This window comes from Streptococcus sp. 2100, from assembly GCF_013276335.1.
Classification (GTDB): Bacteria; Bacillota; Bacilli; order Lactobacillales; family Streptococcaceae; genus Streptococcus; species Streptococcus pseudopneumoniae.
Map to the genome: position 1 here is coordinate 1 of NZ_VMKV01000100.1, position 4,237 is coordinate 4,237.

Genomic DNA, 4,237 nt, shown 5'->3' on the forward strand with positions numbered 1-4,237 from the left:
TTAAGTGATAAAGTCGGGTGTAGACAAATTTACGAACTCCATTCATTTATAAAAAATCAAGGAGGCTGAAAATCGTTCCTATCGGCCTCTTTTTGTATAGTGTGATGAGTAGGATCAGGTTCAAGTTTTAAAAAACCAAGCAAATATGATATACTAAAGAGCGAGTATTCTAGTAGAATTAGGACAAATAATATGAAACAAACGATTATTCTTTTATATGGTGGAAGGAGTGCGGAACGTGAAGTCTCTGTCCTTTCAGCTGAGAGTATCATGCGTGCGGTTAACTACGACCGTTTCACAGTCAAGACTTTCTTTATCAGTCAGTCAGGTGACTTTATCAAAACGCAGGAATTTAGTCAGACTCCAGGTCAAGAGGACCGTCTCATGACCAATGAAACCATTGATTGGGATAAGAAAGTTGCACCAAGTGCTATCTATGAAGAAGGGGCAGTGGTCTTTCCAGTTCTTCATGGTCCGATGGGAGAAGATGGCTCTGTTCAAGGATTCCTTGAAGTTTTGAAATTGCCTTATGTCGGTTGCAATATCTTGTCATCCAGTCTTGCCATGGATAAAATCACGACTAAGCGTGTGTTAGAATCTGCTGGCATTGCACAAGTTCCCTATGTGGCTATCGTTGAAGGGGATGATGTGACTGCTAAAATCGCTGAAGTGGAAGAAAAATTGACTTATCCAGTCTTCACTAAGCCGTCAAACATGGGTTCTAGTGTCGGTATTTCTAAGTCTGAAAATCAAGAAGAACTTCGTCAAGCTTTGGAACTTGCCTTTCAATATGACAGCCGTGTCTTGGTAGAGCAAGGGGTCAATGCCCGTGAAATCGAGGTTGGTCTCTTGGGAAACTACGATGTCAAAAGCACGCTACCAGGAGAAGTAGTCAAGGATGTTGCCTTTTATGACTACGATGCCAAGTATATTGATAACAAGATTACCATGGACATCCCAGCCAAAATCAGTGATGATGTGGTAGCTGTCATGCGTCAAAATGCAGAGACGGCCTTCCGTGCCATTGGAGGCCTCGGTCTCTCTCGTTGCGATTTCTTCTATACAGATAAGGGAGAGATTTTCCTAAACGAGCTCAATACCATGCCAGGTTTCACCCAGTGGTCAATGTATCCACTACTTTGGGACAATATGGGAATCAGCTACGCAGAACTAATCGAGCGTTTGGTTGACCTTGCCAAGGAAAGCTTTAACAAGCGCGAAGCGCATTTGCTATAAAATGAAAGAGAGGGTAGAAGCCAGAACCATCACTGCCAGGTGACTAGAGTTCTCGGGCTTCGACCCTTTTTAAAGGAGTAGAAATGAAATTAACAATCCATGAAGTTGCCCAAGCTGTTGGAGCTAAAAATGATGTTAGTCTTTTTGCGAACGCCCAGTTAGAAAAGGCTGAGTTTGACAGTCGATTGATTGGGACTGGAGATTTATTTGTGCCACTCAAAGGTGCGCGTGATGGTCATGACTTTATCGAAACAGCCTTTGAAAATGGTGCGGTAGCAACCCTGTCTGAGAAAGAAATCGCAAATCATCCCTACATTCTAGTAGACGACGTGTTGACTGCATTTCAAAAACTAGCTGCCTACTATCTTGAAAAAACGACTGTTGATGTCTTTGCTATTACGGGTTCAAATGGTAAGACAACGACCAAGGATATGTTGGCACATTTGCTGTCAACAATCTACAAAACCTACAAAACTCAAGGAAACTACAATAACGAGATTGGTCTTCCTTACACAGTTCTCCATATGCCTGAAGGAACAGAAAAGTTGGTTTTGGAGATGGGACAGGATCACTTGGGAGATATTCATCTCTTGTCTGAATTGGCTCATCCAAAGATAGCCATCGTGACCTTGGTTGGAGAAGCCCATTTGGCCTTTTTCAAAGACCGTTCGGAGATTGCCCAAGGAAAAATGCAAATTGCAGATGGCATGGCTTCGAATTCCTTGCTTTTGGCCCCAGACGACTCCATTGTAGAGGCCTACTTGCCAACTGATAAAAAGGTGGTTCGTTTTGGGCAAGGAGCAGAGTTGGAAATCACAGACTTGGTTGAGCGTAAGGACAGTCTGACCTTTAAAGCTAATTTCTTGGAACAAGCCCTTGATTTGCCAGTGACTGGTAAGTACAATGCCACTAATGCTATGATTGCTGCTTATGTGGCCCTACAAGAAGGAGTTTCAGAAGAACAAATTTGTCAGGCCTTCCAAAATCTTGAATTGACGCGTAACCGTACCGAGTGGAAGAAAGCAGCCAATGGAGCAGACATCTTGTCAGATGTTTACAATGCCAATCCAACTGCTATGAAGCTGATTTTAGAGACCTTCTCTGCCATTCCAGCCAATGAAGGGGGCAAGAAAATTGCGGTTTTAGCGGACATGAAGGAACTGGGTAACCAGTCAGTTCAACTCCATAATCAGATGATTTTGAGCCTTTCTCCAGATGTGCTGGATACCGTGATTTTCTACGGAGAAGACATTGCTGAATTGGCCCAACTTGCCAGTCAAATGTTCCCAATTGGCCACGTTTACTATTTCAAGAAAACAGAAGACCAAGACCAATTTGAAGACCTAGTCAAGCAGGTCAAGGAAAGCCTCAGTGCCAATGATCAAATCTTGCTCAAGGGCTCTAACTCTATGAACCTAGCCATGTTGGTAGAAAGTTTAGAAAATGAAACCAAGTGATTTTGTTAAGTATCTGCAAAGAATGATTGCCCTTACAGATACTGGCTTAACCTTTACAAAAGATCCTTTTGACTGTGAGCGCTACGAAGACTTGCGAAGTCTGTTATCTGAAATGTTGAATCAGGTATCAGACCTTGATGCAGACGAAGTGGCAGAACTCTTGAAACCGACCTCCGCTTATGCGACTCCCTTAATGGACGTCCGTGCTTGGATTGTTGAGGATGAGAAGATTTGTCTGGTTAGGGGACAAGGAGAGGATAGTTGGGCTTTGCCAGGTGGCTTTGGTGAAGTCGGCTATTCTCCAACTGAAAATATTCTCAAGGAAATTGAAGAAGAAACCGGTTTTAAAGCCAAAGTTGAAAGACTGCTAGCTGTTTTTGATACCAATCGTTTCCAACTACAGAGCAAACAATATGCAAAGTTTGTTTTTGAATGTAAGCTTCTCGATGGACAATTCCAAGAAAATCAAGAAATCGCTGACCTTCAATTTTTTGCAATTGACCAACTGCCGAATTTATCTGAAAAACGCATTACCAAGGAGCAAATCGAGATTCTTTGGCAGGTTTATCAAGGTCAGAGGGAGCAATATCTTGACTAAGAAGATGATTATCGTATTTCTAAATCCATTTTTGACAAATAGCATGGTATAATAATATGCAGGAAAATTTTGAATTATGAGGAAGACTAGATGAATTTATGGGATATTTTTTTTACAACTCAGCCAACAGAACCACCTAAATTTGACCTTTTTTGGTATGTTAGCCTATTTACGCTCTTAGCCTTGACCTTTTATACAGCCTATCGCTATCGTGAAAAGAAGGTTTACCAACGATTTTTCCAGATTTTACAGGCCGTTCAGTTGATCCTTCTTTATGGTTGGTACTGGGTCAATCATATGCCATTGTCAGAAAGCCTACCCTTTTACCATTGCCGTATGGCTATGTTTGTGGTACTCTTGCTTCCTGGTCAGTCCAAATATAAACAATACTTTGCATTATTGGGAACATTTGGGACATTAGCAGCCTTTGTTTATCCAGTGCCAGATGCTTACCCTTTTCCACATATCACCATTTTATCCTTTATCTTTGGTCATTTAGCACTCTTGGGGAACTCTCTAGTTTATCTATTGAGACAGTATAGTGCGAAATTGCTGGATGTGAAGGGAATTTTTCTCATGACCTTTGCCCTAAATGCCTTGATTTTTGTGGTCAATTTGGTAACAGGTGGGGATTACGGATTCTTGACAAAACCGCCATTGGTTGGAGATCACGGCTTAGTAGCTAATTATTTAATCGTTTCCCTGGCCTTGGCAGCGGCGATTGCGTTGACAAAGAAAATTTTGGAACTATTTTTAGAACAAGAAGCAGAAAAAATGATTGCAAAGAAAGCTTAGAAATGAGCTTTCTTTTTTGTACAATAGACAGATTGTTGACAAAGTTTACAGTGAATGAATTTCTGAACAGAAAAACTCAAAAATTGGCTGGGAAATTTAGGAAAAAAGCAAGCATGATTAAATTTTTTGTGTTATAATCCCGACTTTATCA

The 4,237-nt window shown here is 41.3% G+C and carries 4 protein-coding genes; all 4 read left to right on the plus strand.

What is annotated here, in order from left to right:
* Positions 1 to 192: 192 nt before the first annotated feature.
* The 4 genes from HT669_RS10610 (at position 193) to HT669_RS10625 (ending at position 4,086) form a co-directional block, all read left to right on the plus strand.
* A complete protein-coding gene (locus HT669_RS10610; RefSeq protein ID WP_000814626.1) occupies positions 193 to 1,236 on the plus strand; it encodes a D-alanine--D-alanine ligase in 1,044 nt (347 codons plus the stop codon).
* Between the two features lie 83 nt (positions 1,237 to 1,319).
* On the plus strand, positions 1,320 to 2,693 hold the full coding sequence (gene murF, locus HT669_RS10615; protein ID WP_023940415.1) for a UDP-N-acetylmuramoyl-tripeptide--D-alanyl-D-alanine ligase: 1,374 nt from the start codon (positions 1,320 to 1,322) through the stop codon (positions 2,691 to 2,693).
* Positions 2,680 to 3,291 carry an NUDIX hydrolase gene (locus tag HT669_RS10620; protein ID WP_000804584.1) on the plus strand — a complete coding sequence of 204 codons (612 nt, stop codon included), beginning with the start codon at positions 2,680 to 2,682 and terminating at the stop codon, positions 3,289 to 3,291. The genes murF and HT669_RS10620 overlap by 14 nt, the downstream gene beginning before the upstream one ends.
* Positions 3,292 to 3,381: 90 nt before the next feature.
* Positions 3,382 to 4,086: a TIGR02206 family membrane protein gene (locus tag HT669_RS10625; protein ID WP_023940416.1), complete on the plus strand. Its 705-nt coding sequence runs from the start codon at positions 3,382 to 3,384 to the stop codon at positions 4,084 to 4,086.
* The last annotated feature ends 151 nt before the right edge of the window (positions 4,087 to 4,237 follow it).

Bases quoted from the DNA above. Each gene is read 5' to 3' on its own strand.
- HT669_RS10625 (WP_023940416.1), top strand. From the start codon at position 3,382: ATGAATTTATGGGATATTTTTTTTACAACTCAGCCAACAGAACCACCT.
- murF (WP_023940415.1), top strand. From the start codon at position 1,320: ATGAAATTAACAATCCATGAAGTTGCCCAAGCTGTTGGAGCTAAAAAT.
- HT669_RS10610 (WP_000814626.1), top strand. From the start codon at position 193: ATGAAACAAACGATTATTCTTTTATATGGTGGAAGGAGTGCGGAACGT.
- HT669_RS10620 (WP_000804584.1), top strand. From the start codon at position 2,680: ATGAAACCAAGTGATTTTGTTAAGTATCTGCAAAGAATGATTGCCCTT.